The following is a 14,203-nucleotide window of genomic DNA, read 5'->3' on the forward strand; positions in this document are numbered from 1 at the left end:
GTTGGACGCCGGCTGCGCTTTGCGCACTCGCAAGCGGCGCGGCTAGGCCGCGCGCCCGGCCTTCTGATCGGCCTTGGCGAAGGCGCTGACCGCGCCCGCGCTCTTTTGTGTCTTGAAGATCGAGGTCGCATCAGGCGCCGGCGGCAACGGCAGGAGCACCGGCACGTCTTTCAGGCGCGGGCGCATCGTCTGCTCACCGAAGATGATCCGGCTTTGTACAGTGTCATAGACCTGGCGCTGATTCATGTTGAGGAAGGCGCCGGCGCCGCCCGCAAGTGGCCAGGCATCTGCTGCGCACATCTCATAGAAACAAATGAGACGCGCCCGGTTCGACACGTTCGGCGCTGACCCGTGCAATGTGCGGCAATGATGTACTGTCATCGAACCGGCCTTGCCGGTCAGCGTGACGATCTTGTCCTTCTCGAACAGCGGATCACTTGGATCGATCGCGCCGGCGAATACACCGTTGACGAAGTGACTGAGCACCGGGCCCTTGTGTGTGCCTGGTATGACGAGCAGCGGACCGCTTTCCTCCTCGACGTCCTCAAGCATGAGGCCGATCGCGAGCACGTCATCATTGGTGTGCGGATAGAACGCCCAGTCCTGGTGCCATTCGACGGCGGCTCCGCCGCCTGGTGCCTTCGTATTGAGCTTCGAGGTCTGCAAGCGCACGGCTGGGCCGAGAAGGGCTTCCAGCACCGAGCGGAATTTGCTGGATTTCAACACGTCCCAGAACGCCGGCATCTGAATGTGCGGCATCTTGATGCGCGTCAACTTCGGATTGTCTTTCGAGTGTCCTTCGTCGAGGTCGAACACCTCGTCGCTTACGGATACGGCCCGCGATTGATCGATCTTTTCGTAGGTCAACCGTCGCAGTTCTTCGAGCTCCTGACCCGTGACGACATCCTCGACAAGGATGTAGCCGTCGTCGTGATAAGCCTGGATCTGGGCTTCGCTGAGCATTTTTCCTCCTTCAGGCGCGGCGTTTCTTCGTGAACGGGCCAGCATCTGTTTGCGTAAACATGATTGCGCAAACATGTTTGCGATAACATCACCTCGAGTCAAGCGCATTGAGTTGTGCGGAAAAAAATAATACGAGGCGAAGGCGGTCTTTTGCGCGACGATGCGCAGAGCCGGATGGAACGAAAAAAGCGCATGGCAGCCCCCAAATCACAGCCTAAAACGGACCGCAGGCTCCGTATGGACGATGTGGCGGAACGCGCCGGCGTTTCGCAGATGACCGTGTCGCGCGCGCTGCGCACGCCGGAGCTTGTTGCCGTTGCAACGCGGGCCCGCATCGAAGCGGCCATGGCCGAACTGGACTATGTGCCGGACCTGCTGGCCGGCAGTCTTGCTGCACGGCGGAGCGGATTGATCGCCGCGGTGGTCTCGACGTTCGAGAACGCGATCTTCTCACAGACCATTGCCGGGCTCACGCGTTGCGTCGAAGCGGCTGGTTTTTCCATTCTGCTGGGCTCGTCGGACTATTCGGCGACCGACGAGGAGCGTTTGCTGCGTGCGATTCTCGGCCGCCGCCCGGATGGAGTCGTGCTGACCGGCACGCTGCATACGCCCCGCGCACGCCGCCTGCTGAGCATGGCCGGCGTGCCTGTCGTCGAGACCTGGGAACTGCCGGCCGAGCCGGTCGACATGGCCGTCGGCTTCGACAATCCGGCTGCGGGTCGCGCGATGACGATGGCTCTGCATGGCTATGGTTATCGACGCATCGGCTTCATCGGTCCGGGTGACGAGAAGGATCAGCGCGGCCTGCAGCGGCGCGAGGGCTATCGCACGGCGCTGGCGGCTCTGGGCATGGCACCGCGCGAAGTTGCCGTAGCCGCAGTGGTCGCCGGCATGGAAAGCGGCCCGGCACTGCTTGATGAGCTGCTGGCCCGTTTTCCCGATACCGATGCGGTGTTTTGCTCGCTCGATGCCATCGCTGCGGGTGTGCTGCTGGCCGCGCAGCGGCGCGGCATCGCGACACCGCAAGAGCTCGCCGTTGCCGGCTTTGGTGATTTTGCGATCGCCCAGCCTAGCGGCCTCGACCTTACCACTGTGCGCATCGCCGGGCGTGATATTGGAACGCGCGCCGGTGAATTGGTGCTGGCGCGCATACGCAACGAGACGGTTCCGGTGCGGATCGTCGATATCGGTTTTGAAGTGGTACGCCGCAGTTCGGCGTAGAGCCGGCTGCTAAATGCCTGCGGTATGGCCGGGACGCTCTTGGCTGATTCAAAGGCAATCGCCAGCAGCGAGCCATTCGGGACTATGCATTCGCCTGTTTGGTCGTATGCCTGGATCTGAGCCGGCGCCGCCCCCGAATGCGGTGGGGCGTAGTCGCGGCGTGTGAGAAGTTCGGACGGACATGTCTGCATAGCGTTCCGCACCGAAGGCCATTGTGCCGGTGAAATTCCTATCAGCTCTGCCCGCCAATCGAGGTTGCCAAGCTGGGGCACCCCTTTAAGCTAAGGTCTCAGAGCAGCGGAAAGCTGTAGAATATCCGGGAGCGAACCGCGACATGGATGGTCAATAGCGATGGGCGATCAATATTTCATCGGGGTCGACGTGGGTACGGGCTCGGCGCGGGCCGGCGTCTTCGATAGCAAGGGCAAGCTGCTCGGCTCGGCCAAGCAGGCGATCACGATCTGGCACGAGCCGGGCGACATCGTCGAACAATCCTCCGAGAACATCTGGCAGGCGGTCTGCACGGCCGTGAAGGGAGCGCTGGCAGAGGCTGCGGTCGAGCCGGGCGCCATCGCCGGCGTCGGTTTCGATGCGACCTGCTCGCTGGTGGTGGTCGGCAAGCAGGGCGAGCCGCTTTCGGTTGGTCCGTCTGACGATCCCAATCGCAACGTCATCGTGTGGATGGATCATCGCTCGCTCGACCAGACCCGGCGCATCAATGAGACGGGCGAGGAGGTGCTGCGCTATGTCGGCGGCGTGATCTCGCCGGAGATGGAGACGCCCAAGCTGCTCTGGCTGAGGGAGCACAAGCCCGAGATCTTCGCGGCGGCCGGCTATTTCTTCGACCTGCCCGACTATCTGAGCTGGCGCGCCACAGGCTCGCTGTCGCGCTCGGTCTGCACCGTCACCTGCAAATGGACCTATCTCGCGCATGAGAAGCGCTGGGACGCCGGCTATTTCCACAAGGTCGGCCTCGGCGCGCTTGCCGACGAAGGCTTCGCCCGCATCGGCGACACCATCGTGGATGTCGGCACGCCGCTGGGCTCGGGCCTGACGGAGGCGGCCGCCGCCGATCTTGGGCTGGCGGCCGGCATCCCCGTCGGGGCTTCGCTGATCGATGCCCATGCCGGCGGCATCGGCACCGTCGGCGCGGCTGGCAAGGACGGCGAGGGGGCCGACGTGACGGCGCGCCTCGCCTATGTCTTCGGCACCTCGGCCTGCACCATGGCGAGCACGCGCGAGGCCGCTTTCGTGCCAGGCGTGTGGGGTCCCTATTTCTCGGCGATGGTGCCCGGCCTCTGGCTGAACGAGGGCGGGCAATCGGCGGCCGGCGCGGCGCTCGACCATCTCCTCACCCTGCATCCGGCCTATGCCCAGGCCGTGGAACGGGCCGAGACCGCGGGGCGCCCCCTGCTGGCCTGGTTAGAGGCGCAGGCCAATCTCGCCGGCGATGCCACTTTGGCACGCAGCATCCATGTCGTGCCCGAGTTCCTTGGCAATCGCGCGCCCCATGCCGATCCCGATGCCCGGGCCGTGATTGCGGGCCTGGACCTGGAGGACGATCTCGACAGCCTGGTCAGGCTCTATGTCGCCGGTCTGTGCGGCCTGGCCTATGGCGCGCGGCAGATCGTCGAGGCGATGGCGGCCAAGGGCATCGTGCTCCAGCAGATCATCATCTCGGGCGGTGCAGCCCAGAGCCCGCTGGTGCGCCAGATCATCGCCGACGCCACGGGCATCGAGGTGGCGGTCGCGGAGACGCCGGAACCCGTCCTGCTCGGCGCGGCCATGCTCGGCGCCGTGGCCGGCAAGGCCTACCCCGCGCTGGCCGAGGCGATGAGCGGCATGTCCGCGCTCGGCGCCACCTACGCGCCCGGCCAAGGCGAGATCCGCGCCTTCCACGAGAAGAAGTTCAAGGTCTATGAAGTGCTGCAGGCGGCCGGGCGGCAAGCCCGCGAACTGATGGCCTGAGAAGGTCCCGGGGCTGCTCTAACCGACCTCGCGGTAACGCCGTGATTGCAAAGATCATGGCATGTGATGAGATGGGCGCGGCCGTGATTCGGCCGCTCTCGCTGCCGGTCCGGCCGTTCGATCGGGCCTGCGGCGTTCTTGCTTTTCTCGTACCACCCCCGGACGGAGTTCCCATGACCGATACCTTCAGCCGCCGCCAGATCGTCACGCTGCTGGGGGGCCTGGGGTTGGCCGGCATGTCGTCATCGGCCCTTTCGGCGCCCAATCCCAAACCCAAGCCCAAGGCCGATCCGACGCCCGTGCTGCCGGTGACCGAAGGCAGATTGCGGGTCGGGGTGATCGTGCCGGTCAAGGACGATCCCTTCTACAAGGCGTGCGCCGACGGGGCCCAGGAAGCGGCGACGCAGATCGGCAATCTCGACATGGCCGTTGCTGCGCCGGAAAAGCGCCAGGTGCGCGAACAGGCCCTGTTCCTCAACGGTTTCGTGAAGCAGAAGGTCGATGCCATCCTGATCAGCCCCGTCGATGCCGGCCTCCTGGCGCCGCTGTGCAAGCGCGCCATGATCCGGGGCATCAAGGTGGTCTCTTTCGAGCAGGCCCTTCCGGCCAATTCGCGCTCGGCCCATGTCGATCCTGTCGGTAACAAGGGCAAGGCGGAGAGCTTCCTGGCGATGCTGGCCGACGACGTCAAGGATGGCGGCGACATCGCCATCCTGGCCGGTGGGCGCAGCGGCGCGGACGGGCAGGGGCTGGTTTCGGAGACCATGCAGCAATGGCTCAAACCAGGCTATGGCAAGCTCAAGCTCGCCGACACGCTCTATGACAACGACAACGAGAAGGCCGGCTATGCCAGCGCGGATTTCGTGCTGAGGCAGCACCCCAATCTCAAGGGATTGCTGGTCTTCAACCCGGCGGCCCTGGTGGGCGCGGCGCAATGCGTTTCCGACAGAGGCCTCGCCGGCAAGGTCTTCGTAACCGGTTTCGGCCGGCCGGCCGCGCTGAAGGCCGCCATGTCGGCCAAGGCGGTGGAAGGCTTCGCCGCCTCCAATCCGGTGGATATCGGCTATGCCGCCATGCAGATTGCCGCGGCGCTGGCCAGAAACACCATGACCACCGGCACGGGCAGCCTGGTCACCGCCGGCCGCCTCGGCCAGATCGCCCTCGGCGAGAACGGCGTCCTCACCCTGCGTCCTTTCATCGTCGACGCCAGGAATTTCGACAAATATGCCGATCTCTAGAGCAAGCGCGATTCCTTCGAATCGCGCTTTGCTCTAACTCTTTGTTTTGGCGCATTTTCTTAATCGAGAAGTCTGCCGGCTTCTTTGGAAAATGCTTTGGTGAGACGTAATCCTGTGAGCCGACCATGTCCGTCACCGCCGTGCTCGATGTCGGCAAGACCAATGTGAAGCTGGTCCTGTTCGACGGCGCTGCCAGCCTCTGGCAGGCTTCGATGCCGAACCGGACACTGGCCGGCCCGCCCTATCCGCATGCCGATGTCGAGGCGATCTGGCGCTTCCTGATGGAAGGGCTGCGCAAGGCCGGCGCCGAGCATGCCATCGCCGACATCGCCGTCACCACCCATGGCGCCGCCATGGCCCTGATCGGCGATGACGATCTGGCCCTGCCGGTGATGGACTACGAGTTCGAGGGAGTCGGCGAGATCGAGGCCGAGTACGCCCCGTTCCGCCCGCCCTTTGCCGAGACGTTGTCGCCGCCCATGTCGGCGGGACTCAATTCCGGCAAGCAGATCTTCTACCAGCAGTTGCGCCACCCCGAGGAATTCGCCCGCGTCAGGCACATCGTGCCCTATCCGCAATATTTCACCTGGCGCCTCACCGGTATCGCCCGCAACGAGATCACGGGCATCGGCGGCCATTCCGATTTGTGGGCTGTCCGTGAAAAGCGCCTGTCCTCCCTGGTGACCCGGCGTGGTTGGGAGACGCTGTTCCCGCCGCCGATCGCGGCTCACGCCGTGCTGGGCCCGCTGCGGCCCGAGATCCGGGCTGAGACCGGCCTGCCCGACACCGTCAGGGTGCGCGCCGGCATCCATGATTCCAACGGCTCCATCCTGCCTCATCTGATCGCCTTCGAGCCGCCCTTCACGCTGGTTTCCTCCGGCACCTGGGCGGTGATCATGGCGCTCGGCGCCGATCCCGGCCGTCTCGACGCGGCCAGGGACATGCAGGCCTATGCCGATGTCGAGGCCCGGCCGGTGCCGGCGGCCAAATTCATGGGCGGCCGGGAATTTGCGGTGATTCTCGATGGTGCCCCTGCCTCCTGCTCGCTTGCCGACGCTGCGGCCGTGATGGCGGCCGGCGTGTTGGCACTGCCGAGTTTCGTGCCCAATGGCGGGCCTTTTCCGGGATATCCCGGCGCGATCCGCGGCGGGCTGCCATCCGGGGAGGGCATGCGGGCGGCCCTGGCCAGCCTCTATTGCGTGCTTCTGACCGATTATCTCCTCGAGGCGCTTGGCGCCGGCAGCGGACCTTTGCTGATCGAGGGCAGCTTTGCCGCCAACCCGGTCTATTGCAGCCTGCTCGCGGCATTGCGCCCGGGGCAGGCGGTCCTGCCCAGCCTCGACAGCTCCGGTACCGCCTATGGCACGTCGCTTCTCGCGACCTGGCCCGAAATGCCGGCGCGCGAGCCGGCAAGGCCGGCAACGCCCTATGCCGATGCCGAGGCCCTGCTTCGCTACAAAGCCGCCTGGCGCCAGGCGCTGCCGCTGATCGCTTGACAAGGGAGCACGCGGCGCTTCGGGCGAGTGTCAGGCCGCCATCTCGACTTCGCGCGCCCGGCCGAGCCGCACCATCCAGTCGGCCATGTCGGGGCGGTGCTGCTTCTGAAAGGCATAGTGCCGGCGAAGGGCCTGTGTCAGGCGCCCGCCCCGGCCGAGAAGTTCGTCGGCAAAGCCGATCAGCACGGAATTGGGCCAGGCCTGCGGGCGGATCGAACGCAGGCGGGCAAAGATCTCGTCCTCGGACAGGCTCGAATCGGCACGCGCCATCAGCGTCGCCATCGCGGCCGTCGAGCGCGAAACGCCCATATGGCAATGCACCAGCAGGCGTTCCGGCACGAGGATGGCGCCCGCTTCGTCGCGGGCGAAGCGCAGGATTTCGGCCATGTGCTCGCGGGCCGGCATGATCTTGCCGACCATGGGATCGATGATGTCGTCGAACTGCAGGATGGTGCGCTGGTGCACGCCATAGGCTCGGAAGGCACTCAGCTCAGGCCAGTTCGGATCGACGATCGAGAGCACGTGGCTGACGCCGGAGCCGCTGAACTGATCGAGCTCGTCGATGCCGCAGACGGTCCAGGCCGCGAAGGAAGGAAGGGAGGTCATAAGTCCTGGTCGCAATGTCATGGTGCAAAGGCTCCTGCCTCTCAGCCGGCTAGCCGGACTGATCACGATAGGAGGGCCTTGACCGTCGTAGCGAGGAGAAGCGCCGCCATCAAGACATTCAGACAGCGCGATATTTTCGGATTTCGCAACAGGCGGGCAAGCGAGACGCCGATCGTCAGCCAGAGGAGGTGGATGGCGACGATCATCAGCCCCAGCAGCACAACCTTGATGCCGGCGTCGAGAGTGGGATTCTCGCGCAGGATGTTCGTGCTGGCGAAGACGGCCGCGAGCGCGAGATAGGCCTTTGGATTGGCGATCGCCAGCAGAAAGCCGCCCGTGAAAGCGGGCGCCGCAGCTGTCCGTTGTGCCTGCGCGGCAAGGGGCGGCGCCGTGGCGATCCTGTAGGCGAGATAGGCGATATAGGCGCCGGAGGCGACGAGGAGTGCAGGAGCGCCATACGGGATGGAGAGCAGGACGGAGACGACGCCGAAGGCGACGGCGACCAGCACTGCGCCGGTACCGGAAATCAGGCCGCAGACATAGAGCAGCGATCTCCTGAAACCGTAGGCGGCACCGGTGGCGGTTGCGCTGATGGTCGAGGGGCCGGGGCTGCCCATCACGACCAGGGCTGTCAGGACCACCGTCATGATCGAGGGCCAGATATCGGTGCCAGATATGATTTGTGCGGGCATTGCGGGCTTTTCCTGCAGGTGATGCGGTTGCCATGCTATCCGCCGGTCCCCGGCGGGATCTTGAAGGTTTGTGCGCGTGAGGCGACGCCTTGGCCGCCCGGCGGGCCCGGTCCGTCCCAGCGTTAAAATTAATCAGACAAATTGCTGCCGACTCTTGCATTCGCCGGCGAGGCGGGCATGAATGGCGCCTCTGCGTGGGAGAGTCGGTGGCCAGTCCGGCCGTCAAACCGCCTGCGGGCAGACAGACCGGCAAGAGCCGGCTGGCAATGTGGAGGGAACGACATGTTCGACGATCAGTCTCGTCGCAGCGCCTTGAAGATCCTGGGCGGTTCGCTGCTGGCAGGCGCCCTGCCGCTCGGCGCGGTCACGCCGGCTTTCGCCGCCAACAAGCGCATCGCACTGGTGGTCAAGAATCTCGGCAATTCCTATTTCGATGCCTGCCGCGACGGCGCCCAGCAGGCGGCCAAGGAACTCGGCGGCATCGAGATCATCTATACCGCTCCCACCAAAGCGACTGCCGAGGACCAGATCGCGGTGATCGACGCGCTGATCGCCCAGAAGGTCGACGGCATCATCGTCTCCGCCAATGACGCCAACGCCCTGGTGCCCGTCGGCAAGAAGGCGGCCCAGCGCGGCATCAAGGTGATCTCCTTCGACAGCGCCATCGCCAAGGGCGGGCGCATCATGCATCTCAACGCCTCCTCCACCGAGATGATCGGCGCCAAGCAGGTGCAGATGATCTCCAAGACCCTCAAGGGCGAGGGCGAGGTCGCCATCCTCTCCGCCGCCTCCACCATGACGAACCAGAACAGCTGGATCGCCGCGATGAAGAGGGAATGGGAGAAGCCCGAATATGCCAAGCTGAAGCTGGTCGATACCGTCTATGGCGACGACCAGGACGACAAGTCCTATCGCGAGATGCAGGGCCTGGTGAAGACGCATCCCAACCTCAAGGGCGTGATCTCGCCCACCACCATCGGCATCCGCGCCGGTGCCAAGGCGATCATCGACGGCGGCCTCGCCGGCAAGGTCTTCATCACCGGCCTCGGCCTGCCTTCGGAAATGAAGGACGCCGTGCTGAAGGGCGCCTGCGATAGCTTCGCGATCTGGAATCCGGTCGATTACGGCTATTCGGCCACGCAGATCCTGGCCGGCATCATCGGTGGCGAGAGCGGCAAGCCCGGCTCCACCGTGAAGATGGGGCGCATGGGCGAGACCAAGATCGGCGAGGACGGCGAGGCGGTGATGGGCGAGCCCTTCACCTTCGACAAGTCGAACGTCGAGAAATACGCCAAGATCTTCTGAAGATCGGACCCGGGTGAATGGCGCGCGCCCAGCCCGTCTCCCCTTGCGGGTATCGTCCACTCCACTGGAGTGGACTGGGTGCTCCAAAGGGCGGATGAGGGGAGAGATGCAATCTTGCAGAGTCCGCTCTGACACCCCTCATCCGTCATTGCGTTCGCAATGCCACCTTCTCCCGCAAGGGGAGAAGGCCTGTCGCGCCTCATTCGGGATGGCAGCGTTTCCTTGCCGGACTGTTTCATGACCTCCACTCCCCTGCTTTCCCTTTCCGGCGTCTCCAAGCGTTTTCCCGGCGTGAGGGCGCTGCATGACGTCAAGCTCGCCCTCCATCCCGGGGAGGTCACGGCGCTGCTCGGGGAGAACGGTGCCGGCAAGTCCACCATCGTGAAGATCCTCACCGGCATCTACACGCCGGACGAGGGCGAACTACGGGTGGGCGGGCAGGCGGTGCATTTTTCGAGCCCGCGTGACGCCTGGGCGGCCGGCATCACCGCCATCCACCAGGAAACCATCATGTTCGACGAGCTCTCGGTCGCCGAGAACGTCTTCATGGGCCATATGCCGAAGGGGGCCGGCGGGCTGGTGGACTGGAGCAGCGTGCATGCCCGCACGCGCGACCTGCTGAAGCGGCTCGATGCCGACATCGATCCGGGCGAGCCGCTGAAGGCCCTGAGCGTGGCCCAGAAACATCTGGTCGAGATCGCCCGCGCGCTATCCCATGAGGCGCGCATCGTCATCATGGACGAGCCGACGGCGGCGCTCTCGGCCCGCGAGATCGACGATCTCTTCCGCATCATCGACCAGCTCAAGGCCGAGGGACGGGCTATCCTGTTCATCAGCCACAAATTCGAGGAGATCTTCCGCGTCGCCGACCGCTGGCTCTGCCTGCGCGACGGCGAATATGTCGGCGATGGCGCGATCAGCGAGGCGACCCCGGCGCAACTCGTCCGCCTGATGGTCGGCCGTTCGATCGACCAGGTCTTTCCCAAACGCGAGGTGCCGATCGGCGAGGTGGCGCTCGAGGTGAGGGACCTCGCCAATGACAGCGAGTTCGCCGAGATCTCCTTCACGCTGCGTCAGGGCGAGATCCTCGGCCTTTACGGGCTGGTCGGCGCCGGCCGGTCCGAAGCGATGCAGGCGGTGTTCGGGCTTTCCCGGCTCGACAAGGGCGAGATCCTCGTGCGCGGCAAGGCGCTTGCGATCAGAAGCCCCGCCGATGCCATCGCCGCCGGCATCGCCTATGTGCCGGAGGACCGTCAGATCCAGGGCGCGGTGCTGCCCTTCGGCGTGCGCGAGAACACCACATTGGCGAGCCTGATGCGCCATGCCCGCCTCGGCTTCCTCAGCCTGCGCTCGGAGATCGCCGATACGCGCCGGCTCGGTACAAGGCTGGCGGTGAAGGCCGCCTCCTGGGACCAGAAACTGCAGGAACTCTCCGGCGGCAACCAGCAGAAGGTGGTGATCGCCAAATGGCTCGCCACCAATCCCAAGGTCATCATCCTGGACGAGCCGACCAAGGGTATCGACGTCGGCTCCAAGGCCGCCGTGCACGATTTCATGGTGGATCTGGCCGCCGAGGGCCTTGCCGTGGTGCTGATCTCCTCCGAGCTGCCGGAAGTGATGGGCATGTCCGACCGCATCCTGGTGATGCATGAGGGGCGCATCGTGAAGGAATTCGCGCGCGCCGAAATGGACGCCGCCGCCATCGTCACGGCAGCCACGGGAGGGCATGCATGAAAACCTTGTGGCGCCGCTATGCCCGCGAGATCATCCTTGCTCTCATCGTGGCCGGCATGGTCCTCGCCATCGGCATGAGGGCGCCGGTCTTCCTGAGCGCCGACAGCCTGATGGGCGTGCTCAAGGATACCGCCATCCTCGCCATGCTGGCCTTGGCGCAGATGACGGTGATCCTCATTCGCGGCATCGATCTGTCGGTGGCGGCCAATCTCGCGCTCAGCGGCATGGTCGCCGCGCTCTTTTCGATTGCAGCGCCCGATCTGCCGATCGGCCTGGTCATCCTCGTCGCCATCGCCGTCGGCACCTTCTTCGGTTTCCTCAACGGCGTGTTCATCGCCTTGGTCGGCATTCCCTCCATCGTGGTGACGCTCGGCACGCTCGCCATCTATCGCGGCCTCGTCTTCATCGTCTCGGGCGGCAAGTGGATCAGCTCCGACAAGATGACCCCGGCCTTCCTGAACTTTCCGCATGCCACCTTTCTCGGGCTGTCGAGCCTGGTCTGGTTTGCCATCGCGGTGGCGGTGGCGATGGCTCTCTTCCTCGGGCGCACCACCATCGGCCGCGGGCTCTACGCGGTGGGCGGCAACCCGGTGGCGGCGCGCTATTGCGGCATCGATCTCGCCCGCCAGCAATTGCTGGTCTTCACGCTCTCGGGCGCGGTGTCCGGGCTGTGCGGCTATCTATGGGTGGCGCGTTTCGGCATTGCCTATACGGAAATCGCGCTCGGCTATGAGCTCAGCGTGATCGCGGCCTGCGTGATCGGCGGCGTCTCGATCGGCGGCGGCATCGGCTCGGTCAGCGGCGCCTTGCTCGGGGCGCTGTTCCTGGGCGTGGTGGTCAACGCCCTGCCGGTGATCAATGTCTCGCCTTTCTGGCAGATGGCGATCTCCGGCGCAGTGATCCTGGCAGCCGTGGTGGTCAATGCCCGGGCCGAGCGCAAGGGCGGCAAGCTGATCCTGCCCGAGGCGCGCCGGCGCGCCGCCGCCAGAGAAGGGGCCCGGTGATGACGGACACTGCCCGCTATCAGGTGCTCGACCGCGCACCCCGCGCACTGGCGGATCGCCTGCTGCGCTGGGAGACCATTCTCTGCCTGCTGCTGGCGGCGGTGATCGTGGTCAACGCGCTGGGCTCGCCCTATTTCCTCGATCTCTACAATCTCTCCGACATGACCCAGAACTTCTCGGAGAAGGCGATCATCGCCCTCGGCATGGCGCTCCTGATCCTGACCCGGGAGATCGACCTGTCCGTGGCCGCCATCGTGGCGCTGGCTTCGCTCGCCATCGGCTATGGGGCGCAGGCTGGCTACGGGCCGGGCGTGCTGATCGCCATCGGCCTTGGCGTCGGCATCATCTGCGGCGCTTTCAACGGCTGGCTGGTCACCGGCTTCGGCCTGCCTTCGATCGTGGTCACCATCGGCACGATGTCGCTTTATCGCGGCATTGCCCAGGTCGTGCTGGGGGACCAGGCGATCACCACCTATCCGGAGGAATACACCAATCTCGCCCAGCTCTACATCATCCAGGAACCGCCGCTCTATCTCGCCTTCATCCTCTTCCTGGCCCTGGCCGTGCTGTTCACCGTCGTGGTGCATTACACCGTGTGGGGGCGCATGCTCTATGCCATCGGCAACAATCCGGTGGCGGCACGCTTCTCGGGCATCCCGGTCAATCGCATCCGCTTCCTCATCTTCGTGCTGACGGGCCTGCTCGCCGGGCTGGCCTCGGCTTTGCTCACCGCCCGCATCGGCTCGACCCGGCCCAATATCGCGCTGGGCTGGGAGCTCGAAGTGGTGACCATGGTGGTGCTCGGCGGCATCTCGATCGCCGGCGGCTCGGGCACCATGCCGGGCGTGGTGATCGCCGTCTTCGTGCTCGGCCTCACCACCTTCGGCCTGACGCTGATCAATGTTCCCGGCATCGTCATCGCCGTCATTCTCGGCGTCCTGCTGGTGGCGGCGATCGCCCTGCCCATCATCGTGCGGCGAATCCTCGGGCTGCGGGTCTAGCGCCGGGCTTTCGAAGCCGTGTCGGTTGACAGGTGAGGTAGAAAGGTAGAAATTTAGGAATCTTTCTAGAACGGGGGTTGTGATGAGCCTCAACATCAAGGACCCCGAGGCCTATCGGCTGGCGCAGGCCATTTCCCGTGCCACGGGCGAGAACATGACGCGCGTGGTCATCGAGGCCCTGCGCGACAGCCTTGCCAGGATCGAACAGCGCAAGGCCAAGGCAAGCGTCGCCGAGTTGCTGGCCATCGCCGATCGGGCCGCCCTGCATGTGCGGCAACCCTATGCCGATCATGCCGACCTGCTCTACGACGAAAAAGGCCTGCCGAAATGATCCTCGACACCTCGGCCGTCGTCGCCATTCTCTATCGCGAACCGGAAGCGGCGGCCTATGTCCGGCTCATTCACGACGCAGATATCTGCCGCATTAGCGTGGCGAGTTACGTCGAATTGTCGATGATCATCGAAAACCAGCTCGGCTCCGAAGGAATGCGGCAGGCGGAGGCTTTTTTTCGTCGCGCCGGCATCGTCGTCGAACCGGTTACGATCGACCAAGGGGAACTGGCCCGCCAGGCCTTTCTCGACTTCGGCAGGGGTCGTCACAAGGCCGGCCTGAATTTCGGGGACTGCTTTTCCTACGCCTTGGCCAAGGCCATGGGCGAGCCGCTCCTGTTCAAGGGCGATGATTTCAGCCAGACGGATATCGGCATCGCCTGACGGGGCGGTTTGATGTCCTGCCCCGCACGAAACAGTTTCGCATCGCTTGACAAGATCTCGCCATAATGGCGTTTTTTCAGAACTCTCTGTCTTGCTTCGATGTGATCACATTTCGTTTCTTGCTGCCGCGCTGGGGTTGCGCGCAAGAAAAAGTCGCGCTGACGCTTTTATATGCTTGTCCCCAGCTTGGAATTATGCCATGTCAGCCATCCATATTAGGACAGCCATGCTGTCCCATTATGGATGCTGCCGCCTCCCGCG

General features: G+C 64.8%; 13 protein-coding genes. 10 read left to right on the top strand and 3 right to left on the bottom strand.

Annotated elements, in window-relative coordinates; genetic code table 11:
• Positions 1-42 precede the first annotated feature (42 nt).
• Positions 43-963 (bottom strand): phytanoyl-CoA dioxygenase family protein, encoded by a 921-nt coding sequence (locus tag C5L14_RS05980; protein WP_105861112.1) that lies wholly within the window; start codon positions 961-963, stop codon positions 43-45.
• A 237-nt stretch (positions 964-1,200) separates the two neighbouring features.
• Here C5L14_RS05980 and C5L14_RS05985 point away from each other — a divergent pair, with 237 nt between their 5' ends.
• From C5L14_RS05985 to C5L14_RS06000, 4 genes are all read left to right on the top strand, one after another.
• Positions 1,201-2,184: a LacI family DNA-binding transcriptional regulator gene (locus tag C5L14_RS05985; protein WP_181161042.1), complete on the top strand. Its 984-nt coding sequence runs from the start codon at positions 1,201-1,203 to the stop codon at positions 2,182-2,184.
• A gap of 351 nt (positions 2,185-2,535) precedes the next feature.
• Positions 2,536-4,152 (top strand): FGGY-family carbohydrate kinase, encoded by a 1,617-nt coding sequence (locus tag C5L14_RS05990; RefSeq protein ID WP_105861114.1) that lies wholly within the window; start codon positions 2,536-2,538, stop codon positions 4,150-4,152.
• A 173-nt stretch (positions 4,153-4,325) separates the two neighbouring features.
• Positions 4,326-5,390 (top strand): substrate-binding domain-containing protein, encoded by a 1,065-nt coding sequence (locus C5L14_RS05995; protein ID WP_181161043.1) that lies wholly within the window; start codon positions 4,326-4,328, stop codon positions 5,388-5,390.
• Positions 5,391-5,515: 125 nt separating this feature from the next.
• Positions 5,516-6,886: an FGGY-family carbohydrate kinase gene (locus C5L14_RS06000; protein ID WP_105861116.1), complete on the top strand. Its 1,371-nt coding sequence runs from the start codon at positions 5,516-5,518 to the stop codon at positions 6,884-6,886.
• A 30-nt stretch (positions 6,887-6,916) separates the two neighbouring features.
• Here the strand turns inward: C5L14_RS06000 and C5L14_RS06005 are convergent, their stop codons facing one another.
• Entirely contained in the window at positions 6,917-7,492 is a 576-nt protein-coding gene (locus C5L14_RS06005; RefSeq protein ID WP_105861117.1) for a tyrosine phosphatase family protein, read from the bottom strand.
• Positions 7,493-7,554: 62 nt separating this feature from the next.
• On the bottom strand, positions 7,555-8,184 hold the full coding sequence (locus C5L14_RS06010) for a LysE family translocator (protein WP_105861118.1): 630 nt from the start codon (positions 8,182-8,184) through the stop codon (positions 7,555-7,557).
• Positions 8,185-8,496: 312 nt separating this feature from the next.
• Between C5L14_RS06010 and rhaS the strand changes: the two genes are divergently transcribed.
• The 6 genes from rhaS to C5L14_RS06040 all read left to right on the top strand — a co-directional run bounded on the left by rhaS (position 8,497) and on the right by C5L14_RS06040 (position 13,942).
• The gene (rhaS, locus tag C5L14_RS06015) at positions 8,497-9,489 is read left to right on the top strand and encodes a rhamnose ABC transporter substrate-binding protein (RefSeq protein ID WP_428832608.1); all 993 of its coding nucleotides are present in this window, start codon (positions 8,497-8,499) and stop codon (positions 9,487-9,489) included.
• A gap of 237 nt (positions 9,490-9,726) precedes the next feature.
• Positions 9,727-11,223, top strand: coding sequence for a sugar ABC transporter ATP-binding protein (locus C5L14_RS06020; RefSeq protein ID WP_105861120.1), 1,497 nt, complete (start codon positions 9,727-9,729; stop codon positions 11,221-11,223).
• Positions 11,220-12,227 (top strand): ABC transporter permease, encoded by a 1,008-nt coding sequence (locus C5L14_RS06025; RefSeq protein WP_105861121.1) that lies wholly within the window; start codon positions 11,220-11,222, stop codon positions 12,225-12,227. Before C5L14_RS06020 ends, C5L14_RS06025 begins: the two co-directional genes overlap by 4 nt.
• Positions 12,227-13,228 carry an ABC transporter permease gene (locus C5L14_RS06030; protein ID WP_105861122.1) on the top strand — a complete coding sequence of 334 codons (1,002 nt, stop codon included), beginning with the start codon at positions 12,227-12,229 and terminating at the stop codon, positions 13,226-13,228. The genes C5L14_RS06025 and C5L14_RS06030 overlap by 1 nt, the downstream gene beginning before the upstream one ends.
• An 82-nt stretch (positions 13,229-13,310) precedes the next feature.
• Complete coding sequence (locus tag C5L14_RS06035) at positions 13,311-13,559, top strand: type II toxin-antitoxin system VapB family antitoxin (protein ID WP_105861123.1); 249 nt, start codon at positions 13,311-13,313, stop codon at positions 13,557-13,559.
• Positions 13,556-13,942, top strand: a complete 387-nt coding sequence (locus C5L14_RS06040) for a type II toxin-antitoxin system VapC family toxin (protein WP_105861124.1) — start codon at positions 13,556-13,558, stop codon at positions 13,940-13,942. The genes C5L14_RS06035 and C5L14_RS06040 overlap by 4 nt, the downstream gene beginning before the upstream one ends.
• The last annotated feature ends 261 nt before the right edge of the window (positions 13,943-14,203 follow it).

Source organism: Labrys okinawensis (assembly GCF_002982075.1).
GTDB lineage: Bacteria > Pseudomonadota > Alphaproteobacteria > Rhizobiales > Labraceae > Labrys > Labrys okinawensis_A.

Excerpts from the sequence above, each read along its gene's own strand:
- C5L14_RS05980 (WP_105861112.1), bottom strand. The coding sequence starts at position 963 with ATGCTCAGCGAAGCCCAGATCCAGGCTTATCACGACGACGGCTACATC.
- C5L14_RS05985 (WP_181161042.1), top strand. The coding sequence starts at position 1,201 with ATGGACGATGTGGCGGAACGCGCCGGCGTTTCGCAGATGACCGTGTCG.
- C5L14_RS05990 (WP_105861114.1), top strand. The coding sequence starts at position 2,536 with ATGGGCGATCAATATTTCATCGGGGTCGACGTGGGTACGGGCTCGGCG.
- C5L14_RS05995 (WP_181161043.1), top strand. The coding sequence starts at position 4,326 with ATGACCGATACCTTCAGCCGCCGCCAGATCGTCACGCTGCTGGGGGGC.
- C5L14_RS06000 (WP_105861116.1), top strand. The coding sequence starts at position 5,516 with ATGTCCGTCACCGCCGTGCTCGATGTCGGCAAGACCAATGTGAAGCTG.
- C5L14_RS06005 (WP_105861117.1), bottom strand. The coding sequence starts at position 7,492 with ATGACCTCCCTTCCTTCCTTCGCGGCCTGGACCGTCTGCGGCATCGAC.
- C5L14_RS06010 (WP_105861118.1), bottom strand. The coding sequence starts at position 8,184 with ATGCCCGCACAAATCATATCTGGCACCGATATCTGGCCCTCGATCATG.
- C5L14_RS06020 (WP_105861120.1), top strand. The coding sequence starts at position 9,727 with ATGACCTCCACTCCCCTGCTTTCCCTTTCCGGCGTCTCCAAGCGTTTT.
- C5L14_RS06025 (WP_105861121.1), top strand. The coding sequence starts at position 11,220 with ATGAAAACCTTGTGGCGCCGCTATGCCCGCGAGATCATCCTTGCTCTC.
- C5L14_RS06030 (WP_105861122.1), top strand. The coding sequence starts at position 12,227 with ATGACGGACACTGCCCGCTATCAGGTGCTCGACCGCGCACCCCGCGCA.
- C5L14_RS06035 (WP_105861123.1), top strand. The coding sequence starts at position 13,311 with ATGAGCCTCAACATCAAGGACCCCGAGGCCTATCGGCTGGCGCAGGCC.
- C5L14_RS06040 (WP_105861124.1), top strand. The coding sequence starts at position 13,556 with ATGATCCTCGACACCTCGGCCGTCGTCGCCATTCTCTATCGCGAACCG.